Here is a 20,659-nt window from a genome sequence, read left to right on the forward strand (position 1 = left end):
CACGATGGCAACGCGCGAAGGCATGCGGCGCATCAGTCCAGCGAGAGCTTGCGCTCGCGGATCAATCGGCCCCACTTGGCGAGGTCGTCGGCGGCGTCCTTGCGCAACTCGGCCGGCCCGGTGGCCACGAGCTCGATGCCTTGCTGGCGCAGGCGGTCCTTGAGCTCGTCGTTCTTCTGGACGCTGCGCACCGCTTCGGCCAGCCGCTCGATGACGGCGGGCGGTGTGCCGGCGGGCGCGAACAGCGCGAACTTGGTGGCCGATTCAAAGCGCGGCACGCCGGCTTCTTCCACTGTGGGCACCTGCGGCAGCACGGGGCTGCGCGCGCTGCCCGACACCGCCACCGCCTTCAGGCGCCCGGCACGGATCATGGGAACGGCCACGCCAATGTCCACAAAGCCCAGATCGACCTCGCCCGAGGCCACCGCCAACGTGGCCGGGCCACCGCCCTTGTACGGGATGTGGGTGATGGACGTGCGCGTGAGGTCCTTGAAGAGTTCGCTGGCCAGGTGGCTCGTGGAGCCATTGCCGCCCGACGAGTAGTTCAGCCGGCCCGGCTGCTGGCGCGCGAGGTCGATCACTTCCTTGACGCTCTGCACATTCAGCGTGGGCTTGACCGTGAGGATCAGCGGGCTGGTGCCCACCAGCGCAATGGGCGCCAGCGCATCGGGCCCGTAAGACAAGGGCTTGATGAGGTGCGGTGCGATCGCGTAGGTGCTGTTGGTCGCCAGAATCAGCGTGTAGCCGTCGGGCTTGGCGCGGCTGGCTTCGCTGTGGGCAATCGTCCCCACGGCCCCCGCGCGGTTGTCTACCACCACGGGCTGCTCCAGCTGCTTCGCCATGTGCGTGGCCAGCTGCCGCGCGAGAAGGTCGGTGGCGCCACCGGCCGTCCAGCCCACCAGCAGCTTGATGGTCTGGTTCGGGTAGCTGGCTGGCTGCGCGCTGGCGGTGCCAGCCCACGCGGCCAGCACGGCCAGGCCCACTGCGCACGCTCTTTGGATTTTCATCGCCCACCTCGTGATGTTTCGGTGATCGCGAGTCTAGGCAGCGCTTGGCGCCACGGCCAGCGAAGCCTTTTCAAGGGGTCTTAACCGGGAGTGAACGCAAGCGCCCCCATCGCCGTTCGCCGCTTCTCGCGCCGCCGCGTGCGAATTGGCACATGTCCTACAAAGCGTTGAAGTCGGGCGTCATATTCTTGCCGCACAGCAGTGGCAGCATGGAAGCACCCGGTCAAAGGATGCCCGCCACTGCACCTTTCAGCACTGGACTTTTCGGGAGCGCCATCGTGTTTGTTTACAAGATTTCCGGTCGCCAGCCTGGCTTTGCAGACGGTCTGCTTTTCAACAGCTGCGTGAAGGACCTGCAGGGCCATCCCGAGCTGTGGCTGGACGAATGCCCGTATCTGCACACCAGTGCGTCGACCATGCCCACCGACGGCTTGCGTGTCGAGCTGGTGAAGGTGACCGAGCGCGCTTCGGCGCGCCCCGTGTCTTTTGCGCTGGCCGCCTGAGGCGGCCACCAGGGCTTTACAGCGCGAGCTGCGCCAGCGCCGCCTGCAAACCTTGCAGGCCACCCACGCGCTGGTCGTTGATGAAGATCTGCGGCATCTGCCGCACCGACGGCCCACACTTTTCGTAGAACGCCAGCCGCTCGGCCTCGTCGTCGATCTTGATTTCTTCAAACGGCAACGACTTCGACTTCAACAGCATCTTGGCCGACTCGCATTGCGGGCAGGCGGACTTGGAATACACAGCAATCTTGAGGTTCATGGGCGCCAAGTTTACGGCTGGCTCCTTGCCCCTTCAGTCGATCTGGATCTTCGCGTCGCGCACGATGCGCGCGTAGGTGGCGATCTCTTTGGTGATGTAGGGCGCGAACTGCGCTGGCCCCATGGGTGACGCCACGAAACCCTGCGCACCCAGGCGCTCGGTCACCAGCGATGAGCGCATGGCCTTCGCCGCCTCTTCGGTGAGGCGCTTGCTGATCGCCTCCGGCAGCTTGCCCGGCGCCCACAGGCCGTACCACGTCACCATCTCGAAACCCGGAATGCCGGACTCCGCCACGGTGGGCACCTGCGGCATGCTCGGGATACGCGCTTTGGTGGTGACGGCCAGGGCCTTGAGCTTGCCGCTTTGAATATGCGGCGCGGTGGAAGGCAGGGCGTCGATGATCACGCTGATCTGCCCGCCCAGCAGATCGTTGAGCGCCGCCGCGGTGCCGCGGTAGGCGACGATGGGCATCTCCAGCTTGCCGTTGAACTTGATGGCCTCCAGCGACACATGCATGGGCGAGCCGATGGCCGATGTGCCCAGGCTGAAGCCTTGCGGCCTGGCGCGAGCGGCGTCCAGAAACTGCTTGAGGTTTTCGGCCGGCACGCTGGGGTGCGCCGCCACCACCATGGGCACCGAGCCCAGGAAGGACACCGGCGTGAAGTCGGTCACCACGTCGTACGGCACCTTGCGCACCATGAGCGGGTTGGCAATGAGCGTGGGCGACTGCACCAGCAGCGTGTAGCCGTCGGCGGGTGCCTTGGCCACGAGGTCGCTGCCAATGACGCCGCTGGCGCCCGCGCGGTTCTCCACCACGAAAGGCTGGCCCATCTGCTCGGTGAGGCGCTGCGCAAGCACACGGGCCACGAGATCGACCGTGCCACCCGGCACATACGGCACGATGATGCGCACCGGGCGGCTGGGGTAGGCGTCGCCCTGTGCGTGTGCGGCACCCAGGCTGCACGCGGCCAGCAGGCTGGCCACGAGGGCGTTGCGCCCTGTCGTCGGGATGTTCATGGTGGGTCTCCTTCAAGGGTGGGCGTGGGAGATGCAGCGTCAGCAGCAAGGCATCTTCAGCAGGCGCAGCGCGTTGCGAAAGTAGATGCCTTCGCGCTCGTCCTGCGGCAGGTTCAGCGAGTCGATGGCTTCGGGAATGGTGCGGATGAACATGGGGCCACCCTCGGGGTCGAACGGGCAGTCCGACGCGAACACCACCTGTTTGGCGCCAAAGAAATCCAGCCCGCAGCGGATGCCCGACACGCCGCCCGCCAGCGCGGTGTCGGCGTAGAACTGGCGGAAGTACTCGATGGGCCGCTTGGGCATGCTTTTGAGCAGGCCTTCGTAGTCCTCGTCGGAGGTGCGGCTGCCGAACTGGTCGAGCCCGGGGCCGACGCGGCCGTCAAAGAACGGGATCATGGCGCCCATGTGGTGCGTGATCACGCGCAGGTTGGGCAGCTTGTCGAAGAAGCCGGAGAACACCATGCGCGTCATGGCCGCGCTGGTTTCATAGGGCCAGCCAAAGGTCCACCAGATTTCGAACTTCGATTTTTTTTCTGACGCGTAGTCGGGCATGTTCGCGCCGCGCGCCGGGTGCATCCAGATCGGCACGTCGTAGGTCTTCACCGCCGCTTCGAAGATCGGCCAGAAGTCGGGCTCGTCGAGCGGTCGGCCATTCACGTTGGTGAACAACTGAATGCCGCGCGCGCCGAGCACGTTGATCGCGTGGTCCATTTCCGCCAGACACGCCGCCGGGTTGTTCATGGGCAGCGAGGCCACGAACGCCGGGAACTTGTCGGGGTGCGCGTCGCGGATCTTCGCCATCTCTTCGTTGGCCAGGCGCGCGAGCGCGGGGGAGTCGTCCGGCCCCGCGATCATTTCAATGGGCGGGTTCGACAGCGTGAGGATCTGCTGGTACTCCGGAAAGCCTTCCATCATCTTCAGCCGCGCGTCCAGGTCGTAGAGCACGGGGATGGTCAGCCAGCGCTTGATGGCGCCCTTGTCCTTCGCCAGCTCGGCCATGCGGTCGAAGTACTTGCGCGGGAGGATGTGGGCGTAGCTGTCGATCTTTCGCATGGGGTTTCGTCCCTTTATTCACCGATTGGAGAATTGTAGGGCGCGAAAAAGGGGCCGAAGCCCCGTGTTTTCCCTCAGTGGTGAATACCGACCCTACGCGAGCACGAACGCCGACACCACCTCGGTGATGTGCGCCAGCCGCTGCGTGAGCTGCTTGGGCGCCTTGAAATCGCGGTTGAAACCGGCCGACAGCGTGTGGATGTTGGAGAGGTAGAAGTACGAGCAGCCGGCGATGGTGATGTAGAGCTGCACCGGGTCAATGCCCGCGCGGAACAGGCCCTCTTTCTGCCCGCGCTCCAGGATGTCTTGCAGCGATTGCACCAGCGGCGAGTTGAGCTCGCGAATGCGTTTGGAGCCCTGCAGGTGGCGCGCCAGGTGCAGGTTTTCGCTGTTGAGCAGGGTGATGAATTCCGGGTGGGCGATGTAGTAATCCCAGGTGAACTCCACCAGTCGGCGCAAGGCTTTCAGCGGCGGCATGCCCTGCAGGTCCAGGTACAGCTGGGCGCTGCGGATCTCGGCATACACACTCTCCAGCGCCGCGGAAAACAGGCCGTCCTTGTCCTTGAAGTAGTAGTAGACGAGCTTCTTGTCCACCTCGGCCTGGGCGGCGATGCGCTCCACCCGCGCACCGCCCAGGCCGGCGCGGGCGAACTCCTGGCGGGCCGCCACGAGGATGGCGGCGCGCGAGCGCTCGGCGTCGCGGATTTTGGGCTCGGAGGGGGCCTTTCTGGCGGTCACGGCGGGGTTCCTTGGGTGGGGCAGCGGGAGGCGCACAGCGCGGCCACAGCGTAACTGAACTCACCCGAAGTCCCCGCTATTCACCATTTAGAGAATAAAAGGGTTCGCCGAATCAATCCACCCGGCCGGCATGCACCACAGGCGCACCCGCCAGCGCCGCCCGCAGCGGCAGGCGCCAGAGCCGCGCAGCGCGCCCGACGAACACCCCTGTGAACGCGCCATACAAACCCGCCACCGACAAGGCGTAGCCCGCGTCCCGCACCAGCTGCGGCGCCATGGCGAGGTCCACCCCCACCACGTACTTCACCAGGAAGATCCCCACGATCAGCAGCAAAGGCACCGCACTGCCCGGCAGGCGGTACAGGCGCCGCGCGGCGTCGTACTGCGCGCTGGCATCGCCACGCGCCAGCAGGGCAAACGCCAGCGCCGCCGCCGCGAGCCACGCCACCAGCGCCTGCGCGCGGTGCGGCGAAGCGGCCAGCGCAGAGAACGTGCCCGACACCGAAAACACCGTCATCGCCACCGGCATGAGCGACACCCGCACCAGGCTCGCGGTGCGATCGCGCAGCTGGCTGGCACCCAGCGCCACCAACCCCACGAGCAAGCCCCACACCCAAACGGGCGTCTGGCGCAGCACGGGGACCACGGCTTCGGGGTGTTGGGCGAGGAGTTGCAGCAGCATGGGGTGTCCTGAACAGTGAAGGCGCGGGGCCGATGGCGCACTGTGCGGGTGGGGCGCGGCCGAGGCGAGCGGGATGCGACGGAACGGCGATGCTGTGGCGTGAAATGGCTTTTGGAGGGGGTGAGTGGGGGAAAGCTTGGTGGTCGAGAAGGGAATGGGAACTGCGCGCCGCGAGCGGCGTTTGCGAGGTGTGAAGTGGAGACGGGCTGGGCGAGTGCTTCCGACTGGATGCCGCCCGTCGCTCGCGTTATATGCAAGATACCGGCGCAGCGATTGCAGTCGCCCAAGTCGGCCAATGGTTCACCTCCTGGTCTATACAGAGGTGCGTTGATCCCAGCGCAACGGCAGTGGAAGACAGTAGGATTTTTGGGGGCGCGCCAAGCGCTCAAGAAGAAGGGACTCTCCATGACTAGCCGCACCATCGAAATGCAAGAAGTCCGCATCCCGCTTGAGGCGGCACAGCGCCTTTCAGACGAGGACCGCTATACCTATTACATGCTCGGGCACATGTTCAATGAACTGATGTGTCTCCAAAAGCTCGTAGGTTATGCCCTTTGCAAACATGACGATCGACGTCCGGCGAGGGTGCGCCCAGAACACGCGCAGGCACTTTTCCTGTTTCGGATGGCGTCGTCGAAAATCTGGGAAGCCATTCTGTCCCTTCGGAGCAAAGAAATTGCAGGGACTTTGCGGAGTGCAATCCTTCCGAGGATGGCGGACGGCGCCGAGCGTCTGAAGACCCTCAACGCGGCTGTCAATGCTGCTCGCTGGCTTGCTGACATGCGCAATGGCATAGGTTTTCACTTTCCTAGCTTTGCACAATGGAGGCCCTTCACGACACCAGATGGCGACTGGGAGGACGACGTCATCTTCGTCGGCAAGCAGACTGGAAACACCTTCTACGACGGGTCCGACTCGATCGCTCAGCATTGGATGTTTCGTCAGTACGGCCCCGATGTTAGGGCGGCTGTCGATCCTCTGATCAACGAAATGATCGAGCTGCTTCGCCTTATGAACTCATTCCTCGAAGACACCCTCGGTGTCTTTGTTGCAGAGGTTCTATTGGAGGGGAAGGGACAACACAGAATCGTCGGCAAGGTCATCGCTCCTCTGCATGACAAGGTTGTTATTCCGTTCTGGACCACTTCCCACAACGACAAGTGATTGGACGGGCAGGAGCATGCGAACCTGCCATTCGGCGTCTAAGGCGGCGGACGGCTCCCGCTGCAAAGCAGCCCATCCTCAACCACCCACCCCATTCGCCACCGATGGGTGCGCCATCGCACAGACCCCCACTCCCCGAGCCTCTACCCTGAAGTTCAGCCAGACCACATGGCTGTGTTCCTCAACGCTGCCTCGTGCAGCAACTTCAAAGGCTCACATGAAAGTTTCCAGCGTCTTCACCCACTCACTGACCGCACTGGTCATCGCCGGCAGCGCCAGCATGGCGTTTGCGCAGGCCAACACCTCTGGCTCGCCGTCCAGTCCGGCGCCGGCTGCGGCCAACCAGCCTGCACCGCCGGTGGGTTCGGAGCCCAAGGCCATGGAGCCGAAAAAGAAGAAGTCGGCGGCTGAGCGCAAGCCCGCTGCGGCGCCCAAGGGCAACAACACCTCGGGCGCGCCTTCGAACCCCGCGCCAGCCGCCGCCAACCAGGCGCCACCCCCTGCGGGCTCCAAGCCGATGATGGCGCCCGCCGATGGCATGGCCAAGCCGGACCGCAAGCCAGCCCCGGCCCCCATGGGCAACAACACCTCGGGCGCGCCTTCGTCGCCCGCACCGGCTGCGGCCAACCAGCCGCCGCCTCCGGTGGGCACGACCGCACCGGCTCGCTGATCGGCCGCCTGCAAAGCAAACGCCCCCTGGCATCTGGTGCCAGGGGGCGTTTTTCATGCGGCGTGCGTGGCGGCCCTGCAGGGCCGCAGGCGTTCACTCCGGCTTGAAGCCGGCTTCCTTCAGCAGGCCCGCACTCTGCGCCACATCGCTGGCGATGTACTTGCGAAATGCGTCCACCGATTCGGTCACGGGCTCCACGCCCAGGGCGCTCAGCGAGCCGGCCTTGGTGAGTTCTTCGGTGGCCTTGTTGATGGCTTTGTTGAGGAACTGCACGCGGTCGTCTGGTGTGCCCTTGGGCGCCCACACGCCGTACCACGACACGTACACCAGGCCCGGGTAGCCGCTCTCGGCGGCGGTGGGCACGTCGGGCGCCACGCTGCTGCGCTTGGCGCCGGTCTGGGCGATGGGCTTCACGCGGCCGCCCTTGGCCATGGGTTGCAGCGAGATGATGGAGTCCACCAGCAGCTGCACGTGGCCGCCGGCCACGTCGGTGGCGGCGGGGGCGGTGCCGCGGTAGGGCGTCATGGTGAAGTTGACCTTGCCTTGCTTGGCCAGCAGCAACGTGGCCAGGTGGCTGGGTGCGCCCAGGGCGGGGATGGCGGCGTTCCAGTTGTTGCCGCCTTTGGCGGCGTCGATCACTTCGCGCAAGTTCTTCTGCGGTGCGCTCGGCGGGATCACGATGAGCAGCGGCGCTTCACCGGTGCGCGCCACGGGGGTGAAGTCGGTCACCGGGTCGTACGGCGGGGCGGCGAGCACGTGGCTGGCGAGCACGTGGGTGGCGGCGGAGAACAGCAGGGTGTAGCCGTCGGGGTGCGCGGTCTGCACGGCCTTGCCGCCGATGGTGCCGCTGCCGCCGGCGCGGTTGTCCACCACCACGGTCACGCCCAGGTCGGTCTGCAGTTGTTTGGCGAGCAGGCGCGCCGCGTTGTCCACGCCGCCACCGGCGGCGAAGGGCACCACGAGCTTGATCATGTTGTCGGGGAACTTGCCTTGCGCCAGGGCGGGCGCGGCGGCCACGGCCGACAACGCCAGGCCGGTGATCCAGTGCTTCATCTTCCACTTCATGCTTGTCTCCTTCGGGTTGTGATCAATCGGGTTGGGGGGCGGGGGCGCGGCGCGGGCGGCGCCGTTCGAAAACGCTGAGCGTGGCGTCGATGTCTTCGGTATCGATGCCCCGCGTGATGAACACGATGCGCGTGCGCCGGTCTTCGCTGGGCCAGCGGGGCAGGGTTTCGGGCGGGTGAAACAGGTGCTGCACGCCGTGGATGACGAGCGGGTGCTCGGGGTCGTCGCTCAGGTGCACGATGCCTTTGACGCGCAGCAGGTCGTCGCCGCGCATCTTCGCGATCATGTCGAGCCACGCAAAGAAGCCTTCGCGCGAGAGCGGTTCTTCGCGCACGATCACGTGCGAGCGGATGCGGTCGTCGTGGCGGTTGGCGTCGTGGCTGCTGCTGGGTGCAGACGCGGGAAAGAAGCGCGAGCCGCCGGCCTCGGGCAGTGCGGTGAAGGCGGGCGCGGGGCGCAGCAGCAGCGCTTGCAAGGCCGACAGCGCGCCGTCGGCATCGGTACGGATCTCGGCCAGCGGGTTGATGTCGTGCAGGCGCTGCATGAGCGCGTCGGGCGCGGGCTGCAGGTCGGTCTTGGTGAGCAGCAGGCGGTCGGCCACGGCGGCCTGCTTCACGGCTTCGGGGTGCTGGCTGAGCGTGGCCATGCCGTGGCAGGCGTCCACCGTGCAGGCCACGCCGGCCAGGCGCCACGCGCCGTGCATGCGCGGGTCGCCCATGAGGGTGTGCAGGATGGGCGCGGGGTCGGCCAGGCCGGTGGTTTCCAGCACGACGTGGCGCAGTTCGCCGCGCTGTGCGGCGGGCGTGGCGGCCAGGCGCTCGAAGGCATCCACCAGGTCGCCTCGGATGGTGCAGCAGATGCAGCCGTTGGCCAGCAGGACCATGTTTTCTTCGGTGTGGTCCACCAGGTCGTGGTCGAGCCCGACGGAGCCGAACTCGTTGATGACCACCGCTGTGCCCTGCATGCCGGGCGCGCGCAGCAGGCGGTTGAGCAGCGTGGTCTTGCCGCTGCCCAGAAAGCCGGTGAGCACGGTGACGGGCACGGCCTGGGTCATGACATCTCGCCCATGGGGCCGTGCAGCTTGGCGAACGATTCAAGCGTGCGCGCCAGGCGCGTGAGCAGCCAGTCGGCCACCGCTTCGCCGGCCTCTCCTTCTTCGAGCCGGGTGAGCAGGTGCATCACCGGCTGGCGCTGTTCGTTGATGGGGCCGGGCTGCAGCAGGAAAGCTTCCACCGCCTTCTCGCCCAGGCGCTCGCTCTCGGCCCAGAGGTAGTCGGCAATGTCGAGCTCGAAGTCTTGCAGCGACACGCTCACACCGCCCACGCCGCAGCCGCAGCCCGAGCCCAGCGTGACGTGCTGGGCCGAGAGGCGGCTCCACAGGCCGAGCAGGTGGGCGGCGCGCGGGTCGGTCATGGTGGCAACGTCCATGTCAGTTTTGCTTGGGGGTGCGCACCACCCGCCGTTCGCCCTGAGCTTGTCGAAGGGTTCTTGCGATGTGTGCCTGGAGGGGCTTCGACAGGCTCAGCCCGAACGGAGGGTGGCTCAGTCCGAACGTGAGGTGGCTTAGCCCGAACGGGAGATGGCTTAGCCCGAACGGGCGATGGCTCAGTCCGGACAGCCGATGGCTGGTCCCCCGCGGGGGGTGACTCCATTCGGGTGGTTGTTGTGTCATTTCAGGGCTGCCCCACCGCTGCTGCCCGCAGTTGGTCCGTGGTGGCGGTGTCGAGTTGCCCCCGGCCGTCCAGCGCCACGCGGTACACCTCGCGCGCCACTTCGGCGCTCACGTAGCCTTCGCGCACGTCTTCGGCCACCTTCTCGGCCTCGCGCTCCAGCGGGTTGCCAAAGCCACCACCGCCGCCCGAGAGCATCTTGTAGGCGTCACCGCGTTCGAGGCGCACGTTGAAGATCTTGGCGTTGGCATGGTCGGTCTTCCACTCGCCTTTGTGGCGCACGGCCAGGCCGTTGCCCATGGCGTCGCCGCCGCCTTCCAGGCCCCACGGCTTGCAGTGCACGCGGTCAATACGGGTGGTGACGGTGAAGGGGCTCAGGGCCTGCACCACCATCTCGGCGCCCAGGCCGCCGCGGTACTTGCCGGCGCCGGCGCTGTCCTTGCGGATTTCGTACTTCTCCACCAGCACGGGGTACTTGGCTTCGAGCTGTTCGGTGGGGCTGTTGTGGGTGTCGCCGTCGTTGATGCAGACGGTGACGGACACGCCGTCTTCCGTGCTCTTGGCGCCCCAGCCGCCACCCAGCGGGCCAATGCCCACGATGAACAGGCGGCCGTCTTCCGGGCTGATGCCGTGGATGTTGGGGAACACCAGGTCGGCGTGGTGGCCGGCGATGGCGCGGTCGGGAATGGCCGGTGCCAGCGCCTTGAAGATGGTGTCGATCACCGTCATGGGGAAGGTCATCCACACGCGCATGGGGTACGGGCGCTCGGCACTGATCACCGTGCCCATGGGCATGACGACCTTGAGCGAGCGGAAGCTGCCGTCGTTCACCGGATAGTCGGTGGGCGTGGTAAGGCACTTGTAGGCCACCTGCGCGCAGGCAATGCCGGTGGTGAAGCCGGAGTTGTAGAAGCCGCGCACCTGCTTGCTCACGTCCGAGAGGTCCACCGTCATCTCGTCGCCCTTGACGGTGACCTTCACGCGGATCGGGATGCGTTTGCCGATCTCCAGGCCGTCGTCGTCCATGTACGACTCGGCTTCGTACACGCCATCGGGAATGGACAGCGTGTTCTTGCGCGCCACGGCCTCGCTCGAATCCATGATCTGCTGGATGGAGCCGTTGACCGCATCGGCGCCGTAGCGCTGCAGCAGCTCCACGTAGCGGCGCTCGCCGGTGGTGATGGCGGTGATCTGCGCGCGCAGGTCGCCGAGCGCGCGTTCGGGCATGCGCACGTTCATGGCGATGATGTCGATCAGGTCCTGGTTGACCACGCCTTCGCGCTGGTACTTCACGATCGGAATCTGGATGCCCTCACTGAAGATGTCGGTGGTCACGTTGCCCAGCGTGCCGCCGACGTCGAGCCAGTGCGCCATGCAGCAGGTGAAGCCTTCCAGCCGGCCTTCGTGAAAGATCGGCATCGTGAACGTGAAGTGGTTCAGGTGGCTGCCGGTGGTGTAGGCGTCGTTGGTGACGAGGATGTCGCCGGGCTTGATGTTGTCGTACCCGAAGTGCTTGATCTTCGCCTTCACGGTTTCCGACATGCCGCGGATGAACATGGGCAGGCCCAGGCCAATGGAGACGGTGTCGCCTTCCTTGGTGAACAGGCCCACGGTGAAGTCCAGCGCCTCGTAAATGATGAGGTTGTACGCGGTGCGCGTGAGGTTGGTCTTCATCTCCTCCGTCACGGCATAGAGGCCGTTGCGGATGATCTCGACGGTGACCGCATCGACGGCCGGGTGTTGCAGGTCTCGCGTGTTCATGAGCGGTCGTCTCCGATGGTGATTTGCAGGTTGCCCAATTCGTCCACGCGCAGCGCGTCGCCCGGTTGCACCACGGTGGTGGAGGCGTGTTCCTCGATCAGCGCCGGGCCGTTGATGGCGTTGCCTGCGAGCAGGCGCTCGCGGAGGTAGACCGGTGTGTCGGCCCAGCCGCTGGAGCGGAAGTACACCGGCTTGGTGGCGCGCACCGCGCCGGGGGCGGGCGCGGCGGTGCCCACGTCCACGCTGTGTTTGGGGGGCTTCTTCATGGTGCCCAGCACGGTCACGCGCAGGCTCACCAGGTCGGCCGGCTCCTTGGGGGCCGAGGTGCCGTAGCGCACCTTGTGCAGGTCGTCAAACTGGCGCTTGATGGCCGAGCGGTCCTTGTCCACGAAGAAGGCACCGGGCAGGTCCACGGTGACCGCGTGTTCCTGGCCCACGTAGCGCATGTCGGCGGCGCGCTCGATCACCACGTCTTCAGCGTGCGTGCCCGACTGCGCGAGGGCCGCGCGGCCTTCGTCTTCCATCGACTGGTAGAGCGCTTCGATCTCGTCGAAGGACACGTCGTTGAGCTTGCGGAACACCGAGCGCACGTAGTCGTAGCGGCGATCGGAAAACAGCATGCCGTAGGCCGAGAAGTAGCCCGGCGCATACGGAATGAGCACCTTGCGGATGCCGATCTCGCGGGCGATGGCCGAGGCGTGCAGCGGGCCTGCGCCGCCGTACACCACCATGGTGAAGCTGCCGGCGTCCAGGCCGCGCTCGGTGGTCACGGCCTTCACGGCGTGCGACATCTGGGTGACGGCAATGCGCAGGATGCCGTCGGCGGCCTGCGTGGGCTCCAGGCCCAGCGGGCCGGCCACGCGCTCCTGCATCTGGCGCTGGCAGCCGGCCAGGTCGAGCTTGAGCTCACCGCCCAGGAAGTGCTCGGCGTCCAGGCGTCCGAGCAGCAGGTTGGCGTCGGTCACGGTGGGTTCGGTGCCGCCACGGCCATAGGCCACGGGGCCGGGAATGGAGCCTGCGCTTTGCGGGCCCACGCGCAGCGCGTTGCCGGTTTCCACACGGGCGATAGACCCGCCACCAGTGCCCACCTCGTGGATGTCCATCATGGGGATCTGGATGGGCAGGGCGCGTTCGTAGCCGCCGATGAGTGCGCTGCCGGTGGTGAGCGGGCGGCCTTCGCTGATCACGCCGGCCTTGGCGGTGGTGCCGCCCATGTCGAAGGCAATGGCATCTCCCATGCCGAGCTGCGCGCAGATGGCCTGCGCGCCGATCACGCCGGCCGCCGGGCCGGATTCGAGCATGCGCACGCAGTCGCGCCGCGCATGGGCGCTGGGGAACAGGCCGCCAGTGGACTGCACCACGTAGAAGTCGCCGCCAAAGCCCTTGTGGCTCAGGTGCGCTTCGAGCTCCCCGAGGTAGGCCGAGACGCGCGGGCCCACGTAGGCGTTGGCCACGGCGGTGGAGACGCGTTCGAACTCGCGGTATTCCTGGCTGAGCTCGTGCGAGGCACACACGAAGGCGCCGGGCAGCTCTTCTTGCAGGATCTGCTTGACGCGCTGCTCGTGCGCCGGGTTGCGGTAAGAGTGCAGCAGCAGCACGGCCACCGCCTCGACGTTCTGCGTCTTCAGCTCGCGGGCCAGCTCGCGCACGGCGGCTTCGTCCAGCGGCTTGTGGGTGCTGCCGTCGGCGCGCAGGCGCTCGGCCACCTCGAAGCGCAGCGAGCGCTTCACCAGCGGCTGGTGCTTGTTGAAAAACAGGTTGTAGGCGTCGGGCCGGTTGACGCGGCCGATTTCATAGATGTCGCGAAAGCCTTCGGTGATCAGCAGCGCGGTGTTGGCGCCGTTGCGCTCCAGCAGCGTGTTGATGGCGATGGTGGAGCCGTGCAGGAACAGGTTGCCGTCTTTCAGGTCGATGTCGGCGCTGTCCAGCGTGGCCTGGATGCCGTTGACGAGCTGGCCGTGGGTGGACAGGGCCTTGCCGAACAGCAGCTGGCCGGTGGCTTCGTCGAAAGCCGCCATGTCGGTAAAGGTGCCGCCGATGTCGACGGCAACGCGCAGTTGGGGAGAGGTGCTCATGGGGTGTCTCGTGTTCAGGCGGCGGCGCGGTCGGTGCCGATGGGGTTGCGCAGGATGCCCAGGCCGGTGATCTCGACCTCGACCACGTCGCCGTGCTGCATGTAGAGCGGTGGCTCGCGGCGGTCGCCCACGCCGCCCGGCGTGCCGGTGGCGATCACGTCGCCGGGGGAGAGCGGCGTGAAGCGGGAGACGTAGTTCACGATGGTGGGGATGTCGAAGATCAGGTCGCCCACGCTGGCGTTCTGCACCACGGCGCCGTTCAGGCGCGTCTGCAGCTGCAGCTTCGTCACGTCGGGCACTTCGTCGCGCGTGGCCATGTAGGGGCCAAACGGGCCGGTGCCGGGGAAGTTCTTGCCGGGCGTGAACTGGTGGGTGTGCTTCTGCCAGTCGCGCACGCTCACGTCGTTGAAGCAGGCGTAGCCGGCGATGTGGTCGAAGGCCTTGTCTTTGGCGATGTGGCGCCCGCCCTGGCCAATGACGAAGGCGAGTTCGCCTTCCCAGTCGAAGCGCTCGGAGAACGCGGGGCGCAGCACCTCGTCGCCGTGGGCGGCCAGGGTGTCGGCGAAGCGCAGAAAGATCGAGGGATGCTCGCTGTCGGGGCGCTTGGTCTCGGCCACATGGGTCTTGTAGTTCAGGCCAATGCAGATGAGCTTGCCGGGGTTGGGAATGACGGGCAGCAGGCGCACCTGCGCGGGCGCAACGCGCACACCGCTGGCCTGGGCGGCGGCCTGCAGCGCGGCCAGCGCATCGCCGGCAATGACGGCCTTGAGATCGGGGAAGCGCGCCAGGAACTCGGCGGGCGCGGGGGTGTAGTGGCCGTCGGTGCCGACCACGCCGTAGGTGGCGCGGCCGTCGTGCTCGAAGCTGGCGATACGCATGGCGGTTGTGTCTCCGTGTGGGGCGCTGAGGGCAGCGCGGTGATGATGGGAACGGAGTCTAGGAACGCGCCCGCCATCTGCCTAGAATGCAAACCCAGATTTCAGACATGCCTTGATCGGCATGGCAGACCCGGAGACGCGCCCATGAACCCCAACGACTTCCGCCTGTTCCTGGAGGTGGCCGAGCTCGGCAGCTTCACCAAGGCCGCGGTGCTGCGGCAGACGGTGCAGTCGCACATCAGCCGGCAGATCGGCGAGCTGGAAAAGCAGTGCGGCGGCGCGCTGTTTCGGCGCACCGGGCGCGGCGTGGTGCTCACCGACCTGGGCCACCGCGTGGAGGCGCGCGTGCGCGGCTGGGTGCGCGACACCGACCAGCTGCTGGCCGACATTCGCGTGGACGCGGGCGAGCCCATGGGCGAGGTGCGGCTGGGCATCCTGCCCTCGGCGGCGCACCCGCTGATGACGCACGTCTTCCTGCGGCTCAAGACCGAGTTCCCCAAGATCAAGCTCAACGTGCGCGAGGGCCAGGGCGGCGAGCTCGATGCGCTGCTGGACATGGGCAGCGTGGACATGGCGATCCTGTTTCGCTACCAGAAGCCCACCGGTGCCGACGAAAAGCTGCTGGCGGTGGCGGGCACCTACCTGGTGTCGCGCCCCGGCGACGCGCTGACGCAGGGCGAAACGTTTGACTTCACCCGCCTGGCCGGCCTGCGCCTGGTGCTGCCCCGGCGGCCCGCGCACTGGCGCGCCGTGCTCGACGAAACCGCGCGCAGCAAGGGCTTTGTGCTGCAGGCCGAGGTGGAGGCCGATTCGCTGCGGGTGCAAAAAGAACTGGTGGCGCACACGCCGGGGCTGTATTCCCTGCTGGGGCCGTTCTCCATCGACGCCGAGCTGCGCGCCGGCCGGCTGCAGGCCTCGCGCGTGGTGAACCCCGACCTGCGCCGCCACGTGACGCTGGCGCTGCCCAAACAGGGCCAGCTCACCCCCGCCAGCAAGATCGTCGCGCGCATGCTGCGCGAGACGGTGGAGGGCTGGGGGCACCGCCTGAGCGAGCCGGAAGACGCGCCGGCCGACCCGCTGCCGGGTTGATCAGGCCCAGCCTTCCAGCACCACCTTGCCGCGCGCCTTGCCCGATTCGAGCAGCGCGTGGGCGCGCTTGAGGTTGTCGGCGTTGATGGTGCCGAAGCGCTCGGCCAGCGTGGTGCGGATCAGGCCCGCGTCCACCAGCGCGGCCACTTCGTTGAGCAGGCGGTGCTGGCCGATCATATCGGCCGTGCCGAACAGCGCGCGCGTGAACATGAGCTCCCAGTGCACCGAGACCGACTTGCGCTTGAACTTCGTCACGTCCAGCGAAGTGGGGTCGTCGATCAGGCCGAACCGGCCTTGCGGCGCAATGGCCTCGACGATCTGGTCGAAGTGCGCGTCGGTCTGCGTGAGGCTCACGATGAGGTCCACCGTGGGGAAGCCAATGCGCCGCAGTTCTTCCGACAGGGGTTGGCTGTGGTCGATCACATGGTGCGCGCCGAGCTCTTTCACCCAGGCCTGCGTTTCAGGCCGCGACGCGGTGCCGATGACGGTGAGGCTGGTGAGCCGCGACGCGAGCTGCGTGAGGATGGAGCCCACGCCGCCGGAGGCACCGATGATGAGCAGCGTTTGCGCGGTGGGCCGCTTGCCCGGCGCCACACCCAGGCGGTCAAACAGCATTTCCCACGCGGTGATGGCGGTGAGTGGCAGCGCCGCGGCCTGCGCGAAGTCGAGCGACGTCGGCATGTGGCCCACGATGCGTTCGTCCACCAGGTGGCGCTCGCTGTTGGTGCCGGCGCGTGCAATGGAGCCGGCGTACCAGACGCGGTCGCCGGGTTTGAACAGCGTCACCTCGGGGCCCACGGCCTGCACGATGCCGCTGGCGTCCCAGCCCAGCACCTTGTGCGCCTGGCCTTCGGGCGGCAGGGCGCTCTTGCGCACCTTGGTATCCACCGGGTTGACCGAGATGGCCTTGACCTCGACCAGCAGGTCGCGCCCGGTGGCCACGGGCTCGGGCAAGGTGATGTCGACGAGGGCATCGGCGGCGCTGATGGCCTGGGGCTTCTGGTATCCAACGGCTTTCATGGGGAGGCTTTCAAAGGTTGAGAAAAAAGGGAGGGTGGTCAGGCAGCGGCGTAGTCCGCGTAGCCCCGCGCGCCGCCACCAAACAGCGTGGCGGGATCGAATGCCGCCAAGGGCAGCTGGGCGGCCAGGCGCGCGGGCAGGTCGGGGTTGGCAATGAAAGGGCGGCCGAAGGCCACGAGGTCGGCCAGGCCTTGCTGCAGGATGTCTTCGGCACGGGCCGCGTCGTATTTGCCGGCCACGATCAGGCGGCCCTGGTAGGCGCCGCGCAAGTCGTGGCGAAAGCTTTGCGGAATCTGCGGGGCGTCGTCCCAGTCAGCCTCGGCCAGGTGGAGGTAGGCCAGGCCGAGTTCGTCCAGTTGCCGGGCCAGGTGCAGGATGGTGGGAATGATCTCGGGGCAGTGCATGTTGCGCTGGGTGATGAAGGGCGCCAGCCGCATGCCGGTGCGCTCCACGCCGGCTTCGCTCGCCACCGCAGCGGCCACCTCTGCAGCAAAACGCGTGCGCTGCGCGATGCCACCGCCATAGGCATCGGTGCGGTGGTTGGCCTTGGTGCGCAGGAACTGGTCGATCAGGTAGCCGTTGGCGCCGTGGATTTCCACGCCATCAAAACCGGCGCGCATCGCGTTGGCAGCGGCGCGGCGAAAGTCACCGATCACGGCCTGAATGTCTTGCAGCGTCATTTCCCGCGGCACCGGGCAGTCGACCATGCGGCCCACGCCGTCGGCACCCACCACCCACACCTGCGCGTCGGGCGACAGCGCCGAAGGCGCCACGGGCAGGCCGTCGGCATGAAAGCTCCCGTGCGACATGCGGCCCACGTGCCACAGCTGCAGCACCATGCGCCCGCCGGCCGCATGCACGGCGTCGGTCACGCGGCGCCAGCCGTCCACCTGCGCTTCGCTGTGAATGCCCGGCGTGAAGCTGTAGCCCTGGCCCTGCGGCGAGATCTGCGTGGCCTCCGAGACGATGAGGCCGGCGCTGGCGCGCTGCGCGTAGTAGGTGGCCATGAGGTCGTTGGGCACGTTGCCGGGCTGGCTGGTGCGGCTGCGCGTCATGGGCGCCATCACCAGGCGGTTGGGCAGGTGCAGCGGGCCGAGCTCGAGCGGGAGAAACAGCGGTGAGGTCATGTGGGCTTTCGGTGGAACGGGCACGGCTGCATGGTCGCGCGTTCGGGGGCTGGGAGTAACCACCTGGCCGTTGAATGCATCTTCAAGCAGAATTTGAAAATGCAGCAGCACACCGAGGAGAAGCATTGAAAGCCCTGCAAGACCTGGACATCTTCGTGCGCACCGTGGACAGCGGTAGCCTCTCGGCCACGGCGCGCGCGCTCGACCTCACGCCCGCCGCCACCAGCGCCGCGCTCAAGCGGCTGGAAGCAGAGCTGGGCGTGGCGCTGTTTGTGCGCTCCACGCGCAGCCTGCGGCTCACACAGCAGGGCGAGCGCTTCCTTGAGCAATGCCGGCCTGCCCTGGAAGCGCTGCAGCAGGCGGGCCAGCAGATCGGGGACGGCGAACAGGCGCTGCGCGGCACGCTGAAGCTGGCCGCGCCCTCCGACCTGGGGCGCAATGTGCTGCTGCCCTGGCTGCACGACTTCCAGGAAGCGCACCCGCAGGTGGACATTCGCCTGCAGCTGTCCGACAGCATCGCCAATGTGTACAGCAGCCCGGTGGACGCGGCCTTTCGCTACGGCAAACCGCGCGACTCCAACCTGGTGGCGCTGCCGCTGGCGGCGGCACACCGCCGCGTGCTGTGCGCCTCACCGGCCTACCTGGCGCGGCACGGCGCGCCCGCCACGCCGCACGAGCTCAGCGGGCACGACTGCCTGTGTTTCATGCTGCACGACGAGGTGCACGACCGCTGGCGCTTTTCGCTGGGCGAAGCAGCGCCTGTCACGGTGCGCGTGAAGAGCGTGAATGTGTCCAACGACGGCGATGCCGTGCGCCGCTGGGCCTTGCTGGGCAAGGGCATTGCCTACAAGTCGTTCTTCGACATCGCCAGCGACCTGGCCCACGGCCGCCTGCTGCCCCTGTGCACGGACTGGACCACCGAGGCCACACCGCTGTACCTGGTGGTGCCCGACCGGCGCCAGCTCACGCCGCTGCTGCGCGCGCTGCGCGCTTTCATGGGCGAGCGGCTGGCCACGCTGCAGGCACAGGCCAGCGCTTAGGGCCGCGCTACTCGACGCCGAGCAGCGAATACACACGCGAGACGTACTGGCCAAACTCCGGCGTCGTCTTGACGTGCAGCTTGCGGGGCGCGGGCAGTTCGATGGGGAAGGCCTCGGCCATGCGGGCCGGGCCGGCGGTGAGCACGGCGCAGCGCGAACCCAGGAACACGGCTTCCTGAATGCTGTGCGTCACCACGATGAAGGTCTTGTGGCTTTCTTCCCAGATGCGCAGCATCTCCAGGTTCATCTTTTCGCGCGTGAGCGCGTCCAGTGCACCAAAGGGTTCGTCCATCAGCACCAGCTTGGGGTCGTGAATGAGCGCGCGCGCAATGGCAGCGCGCTGCTGCATGCCGCCCGAGAGTTCGTAGGGCATCTTGTCGGCAAAGCCGGCCAGGCCCACCATCTCCAGCAGCTGCAGCGCACGCTCTTTGGAGGCCTTGCGCGGCAAGCCCAGGATGTCGGCGGGGAGCAGCACGTTCTCCAGCACGGTGCGCCACTTCAGCAGCAACGGTTGCTGAAACACCATGCCGACATCGCGCCCGGGGTTGAAGCCCGCGGCCCCACCCATGTGCAGCTCTCCGCCGTCGTGCCCCTGCAGGCCCGCCAGGATCTTCAGCAGCGTGGACTTGCCGCAGCCCGAAGGGCCCACGAGCGAGACCATGTCGCCCTCGTGAACGTCGAGCGTGACATCGGAGACGGCGAGAAACTCGGTGTCGCGCTTGCGGTAAACCTTGCGCAGGTTGCGCATGCGGATGAGGGGCTCGCTCATGACAGCCACCTTTGCAGGTTCTCGCTCACGAAGGCGTCATCGGCCAGATCGCCGTGCTGGGCGTACACGCGGTCAATGGCTTGCGCCTGCCCCGCGCCCAGGCCTTCCTGCGGGTCCAGGCACCAGATGCCTTCGAGCAGGCCCTGGCGACGCAAGACCTCGTGACAGCCGGCAATGCAGCCATGGAAGTTGTTGGCCACATCGAAGAAGGCGGAGTTGCAGTCGGTCACGCGCGAGTCCAGCGCGAGCAACTCGGGCGACAGCGCACCGCCCGAGCGGGCCAGCTCGTCCTTGATGGTGCGGAGTTGCCTGACGGCACTGGCCGTCCACACCGACCAGTGCCCCAGCAGGCCGCCGCGAAAGCGCACGGTCACGTCCTGGCCGTCGCGTTGCGCCACAAAGGGCAGGGCGAGGTCGAGCACGATATGGTCGTCGTTGCCGGTGTAGAGGAACACGCGGTCCTCGGCCCCCGCGTCCACCAGCCCGCGCACCACGTCGAGCGTGCGGTAGCGGTTGAACGGGGCGACCTTGATCGCCAGCACGTTGGGGATGAGGGCAAAGCGCCGCCAGAAGTCGCTGGAGAGCACGGGGCCACCCACCACGGTCTGCAGGTAGAAGCCCACCAGCGGAATCTCTTTGGCCACCTGCGTGCAGTGTTCAACGATCTCGTCTTCCGAGGCCGAGCCCACCGCGGCCAGGCTCAGCAGGCCCGCGTGGTACCCCAGGCTCACCGCAGTTCGGGCTTCAGCCACCGCCTGCGCCGTCTGGCCACACAGGCCCGCGATCATGGCCATGGGGCGGTTGCTCCAGGCCAGGCGGTCTTCCATGGCCGCGGCCAGCACGGTGCTGTACAGGCCGCGCTCGCGGATCGCGAACTGGGTGGTGTGCACGCCCACCGCCAGGCCACCGGCGCCGGCGTCCACGTAGTAGCGGGTGAGGGCGCGCTGGCGCTCGCGGTGAAAGCTGCGCTGGGCGTCCAGCGCGAGCGGATGCGCGGGAATGACCGTGCCCTGCGACAGCAGCGAAAGCACGTTCTGCGGAAGATCGGATCGGTTCAGGGGCATGGGTT

At 67.2% G+C, this 20,659-nt stretch carries 21 protein-coding genes; 5 read left to right on the plus strand and 16 right to left on the minus strand.

Annotation, left to right across the window (positions count from 1 at the left end; all coding sequences use genetic code 11):
- Positions 1–32: 32 nt before the first annotated feature.
- Positions 33–1,007, minus strand: coding sequence for a tripartite tricarboxylate transporter substrate binding protein (locus KXJ60_RS03525; protein WP_291124169.1), 975 nt, complete (start codon positions 1,005–1,007; stop codon positions 33–35).
- Between the two features lie 278 nt (positions 1,008–1,285).
- On the opposite strand from KXJ60_RS03525, the gene KXJ60_RS03530 reads away from it, so the two are divergent.
- On the plus strand, positions 1,286–1,510 hold the full coding sequence (locus KXJ60_RS03530; protein ID WP_291124171.1) for a hypothetical protein: 225 nt from the start codon (positions 1,286–1,288) through the stop codon (positions 1,508–1,510).
- A gap of 16 nt (positions 1,511–1,526) precedes the next feature.
- Here KXJ60_RS03530 and KXJ60_RS03535 read toward each other — a convergent pair whose 3' ends face one another.
- From KXJ60_RS03535 to KXJ60_RS03555, 5 genes are all read right to left on the minus strand, one after another.
- Complete coding sequence (locus KXJ60_RS03535; RefSeq protein WP_291124173.1) at positions 1,527–1,769, minus strand: glutaredoxin; 243 nt, start codon at positions 1,767–1,769, stop codon at positions 1,527–1,529.
- Between the two features lie 33 nt (positions 1,770–1,802).
- Positions 1,803–2,786 (minus strand): tripartite tricarboxylate transporter substrate binding protein, encoded by a 984-nt coding sequence (locus KXJ60_RS03540; protein WP_291124175.1) that lies wholly within the window; start codon positions 2,784–2,786, stop codon positions 1,803–1,805.
- Positions 2,787–2,825: 39 nt separating this feature from the next.
- On the minus strand, positions 2,826–3,842 hold the full coding sequence (locus tag KXJ60_RS03545) for an amidohydrolase family protein (protein WP_291124177.1): 1,017 nt from the start codon (positions 3,840–3,842) through the stop codon (positions 2,826–2,828).
- Between the two features lie 93 nt (positions 3,843–3,935).
- Positions 3,936–4,580: a TetR/AcrR family transcriptional regulator gene (locus KXJ60_RS03550; RefSeq protein ID WP_291124179.1), complete on the minus strand. Its 645-nt coding sequence runs from the start codon at positions 4,578–4,580 to the stop codon at positions 3,936–3,938.
- Between the two features lie 112 nt (positions 4,581–4,692).
- A complete protein-coding gene (locus KXJ60_RS03555; protein WP_291124181.1) occupies positions 4,693–5,262 on the minus strand; it encodes a DUF6622 family protein in 570 nt (189 codons plus the stop codon).
- 405 nt (positions 5,263–5,667) lie between these two features.
- Between KXJ60_RS03555 and KXJ60_RS03560 the strand changes: the two genes are divergently transcribed.
- Positions 5,668–6,426, plus strand: coding sequence for a hypothetical protein (locus KXJ60_RS03560; RefSeq protein ID WP_291124183.1), 759 nt, complete (start codon positions 5,668–5,670; stop codon positions 6,424–6,426).
- A 217-nt stretch (positions 6,427–6,643) separates the two neighbouring features.
- On the plus strand, positions 6,644–7,096 hold the full coding sequence (locus KXJ60_RS03565; protein ID WP_291124185.1) for a hypothetical protein: 453 nt from the start codon (positions 6,644–6,646) through the stop codon (positions 7,094–7,096).
- 93 nt (positions 7,097–7,189) lie between these two features.
- Here the strand turns inward: KXJ60_RS03565 and KXJ60_RS03570 are convergent, their stop codons facing one another.
- The 6 genes from KXJ60_RS03570 to KXJ60_RS03595 all read right to left on the minus strand — a co-directional run bounded on the left by KXJ60_RS03570 (position 7,190) and on the right by KXJ60_RS03595 (position 14,545).
- Positions 7,190–8,161, minus strand: a complete 972-nt coding sequence (locus KXJ60_RS03570; protein ID WP_291124187.1) for a tripartite tricarboxylate transporter substrate binding protein — start codon at positions 8,159–8,161, stop codon at positions 7,190–7,192.
- 22 nt (positions 8,162–8,183) lie between these two features.
- A complete protein-coding gene (locus KXJ60_RS03575; RefSeq protein ID WP_291124189.1) occupies positions 8,184–9,215 on the minus strand; it encodes a GTP-binding protein in 1,032 nt (343 codons plus the stop codon).
- Positions 9,212–9,589 carry a hypothetical protein gene (locus KXJ60_RS03580; protein WP_291124191.1) on the minus strand — a complete coding sequence of 126 codons (378 nt, stop codon included), beginning with the start codon at positions 9,587–9,589 and terminating at the stop codon, positions 9,212–9,214. The genes KXJ60_RS03575 and KXJ60_RS03580 overlap by 4 nt, the downstream gene beginning before the upstream one ends.
- Before the next feature lie 245 nt (positions 9,590–9,834).
- Positions 9,835–11,592, minus strand: coding sequence for a hydantoinase B/oxoprolinase family protein (locus tag KXJ60_RS03585; protein WP_291124192.1), 1,758 nt, complete (start codon positions 11,590–11,592; stop codon positions 9,835–9,837).
- Positions 11,589–13,667, minus strand: coding sequence for a hydantoinase/oxoprolinase family protein (locus KXJ60_RS03590; protein WP_291124194.1), 2,079 nt, complete (start codon positions 13,665–13,667; stop codon positions 11,589–11,591). The genes KXJ60_RS03585 and KXJ60_RS03590 overlap by 4 nt, the downstream gene beginning before the upstream one ends.
- 14 nt (positions 13,668–13,681) lie before the next feature.
- Entirely contained in the window at positions 13,682–14,545 is an 864-nt protein-coding gene (locus tag KXJ60_RS03595; protein ID WP_291124196.1) for a fumarylacetoacetate hydrolase family protein, read from the minus strand.
- Positions 14,546–14,689: 144 nt separating this feature from the next.
- Here KXJ60_RS03595 and KXJ60_RS03600 point away from each other — a divergent pair, with 144 nt between their 5' ends.
- On the plus strand, positions 14,690–15,634 hold the full coding sequence (locus KXJ60_RS03600) for a LysR family transcriptional regulator (protein ID WP_291124198.1): 945 nt from the start codon (positions 14,690–14,692) through the stop codon (positions 15,632–15,634).
- On the opposite strand, the gene KXJ60_RS03605 is transcribed toward KXJ60_RS03600, so the two are convergent.
- Both KXJ60_RS03605 and KXJ60_RS03610 read right to left on the minus strand, forming a co-directional pair.
- Positions 15,635–16,654: a zinc-binding alcohol dehydrogenase family protein gene (locus KXJ60_RS03605; RefSeq protein WP_291124200.1), complete on the minus strand. Its 1,020-nt coding sequence runs from the start codon at positions 16,652–16,654 to the stop codon at positions 15,635–15,637.
- A gap of 38 nt (positions 16,655–16,692) precedes the next feature.
- On the minus strand, positions 16,693–17,781 hold the full coding sequence (locus KXJ60_RS03610; RefSeq protein WP_291124202.1) for an alkene reductase: 1,089 nt from the start codon (positions 17,779–17,781) through the stop codon (positions 16,693–16,695).
- Between the two features lie 125 nt (positions 17,782–17,906).
- Here KXJ60_RS03610 and KXJ60_RS03615 point away from each other — a divergent pair, with 125 nt between their 5' ends.
- Positions 17,907–18,821 (plus strand): LysR family transcriptional regulator, encoded by a 915-nt coding sequence (locus KXJ60_RS03615; protein WP_291124204.1) that lies wholly within the window; start codon positions 17,907–17,909, stop codon positions 18,819–18,821.
- A gap of 7 nt (positions 18,822–18,828) precedes the next feature.
- Here KXJ60_RS03615 and KXJ60_RS03620 read toward each other — a convergent pair whose 3' ends face one another.
- Positions 18,829–19,590: an ABC transporter ATP-binding protein gene (locus KXJ60_RS03620; RefSeq protein ID WP_291124206.1), complete on the minus strand. Its 762-nt coding sequence runs from the start codon at positions 19,588–19,590 to the stop codon at positions 18,829–18,831.
- Positions 19,587–20,659, minus strand: a 1,073-nt coding sequence (locus tag KXJ60_RS03625; protein WP_291124208.1) for a hypothetical protein, incomplete at its 5' end; no start/stop codon positions are given. The genes KXJ60_RS03620 and KXJ60_RS03625, both read right to left, overlap by 4 nt.

The sequence above is a fragment of the Hydrogenophaga sp. genome, assembly GCF_019264445.1.
In the GTDB taxonomy this organism is placed as follows: Bacteria; Pseudomonadota; Gammaproteobacteria; order Burkholderiales; family Burkholderiaceae_C; genus Hydrogenophaga.